Origin of the sequence: Parendozoicomonas verongulae, assembly GCF_009711465.1 — a bacterium.
Lineage (GTDB): Bacteria > Pseudomonadota > Gammaproteobacteria > Pseudomonadales > Endozoicomonadaceae > Sansalvadorimonas > Sansalvadorimonas verongulae.
This window is the reverse complement of sequence record NZ_SMME01000305.1, coordinates 1-524: the sequence shown is the minus strand read 5'-3', so window position 1 is coordinate 524 and position 524 is coordinate 1. Positions and strand designations below refer to the sequence as shown.

At 56.5% G+C, this 524-nt stretch carries 1 protein-coding gene; it reads left to right on the top strand.

The annotated features are described in order from the left end of the window. Positions 1-300, top strand: a 300-nt coding sequence (locus tag E1189_RS22265) for a hypothetical protein (protein WP_196220851.1), incomplete at its 5' end; no start/stop codon positions are given. Positions 301-524: the final 224 nt, after the last annotated feature.

The window sequence follows — 524 nt, the reverse complement described above, 5'->3', positions numbered from 1 at the left end:
TTCCTTTTTGATCAGTTTCTCCTTGCATCGAGTGTCGCTGCTGTTCTGCTTTCTCTTGCACTGGGCGTTGCGGCTGCACCGTCGATGAGAGTTAAACAGGTTGACCGTGTCGAAGCTGGCACCGCATGGGCAGTTGGTGTTTCGCTTCCCCTTGCACCGGACGTCACTGCTGCTCTGGCGGTGAGCGCTAAGCATACTGACCGTATCGAAGGTAATGCCACAGTAGCAGTTAATATTCTGCTTCCACTTGCACCGGGCATCTCTGCTGCCCCGGCGATGAGAGTTCAACAGATTGACTGAATCGAAGCTGGCACCGCATGGGCAGGTAGTGTTCTGCTTCCCCTTGCATCGGGTGTCTCGGCTGCCCTGACGGTGAGAGTGAAGCTGACTGACAGAACCAAAGTTGACGCCACAAGGACAGGTGGTGTTCTGCTTCCCCTTGCACTGGGCATTACTGCTGCTCCGGCGGTGAGAGTTAAGCAGGCTGCCCGAAGCGAAGGTGGCGCCACAGAGGCAGGTGGTGT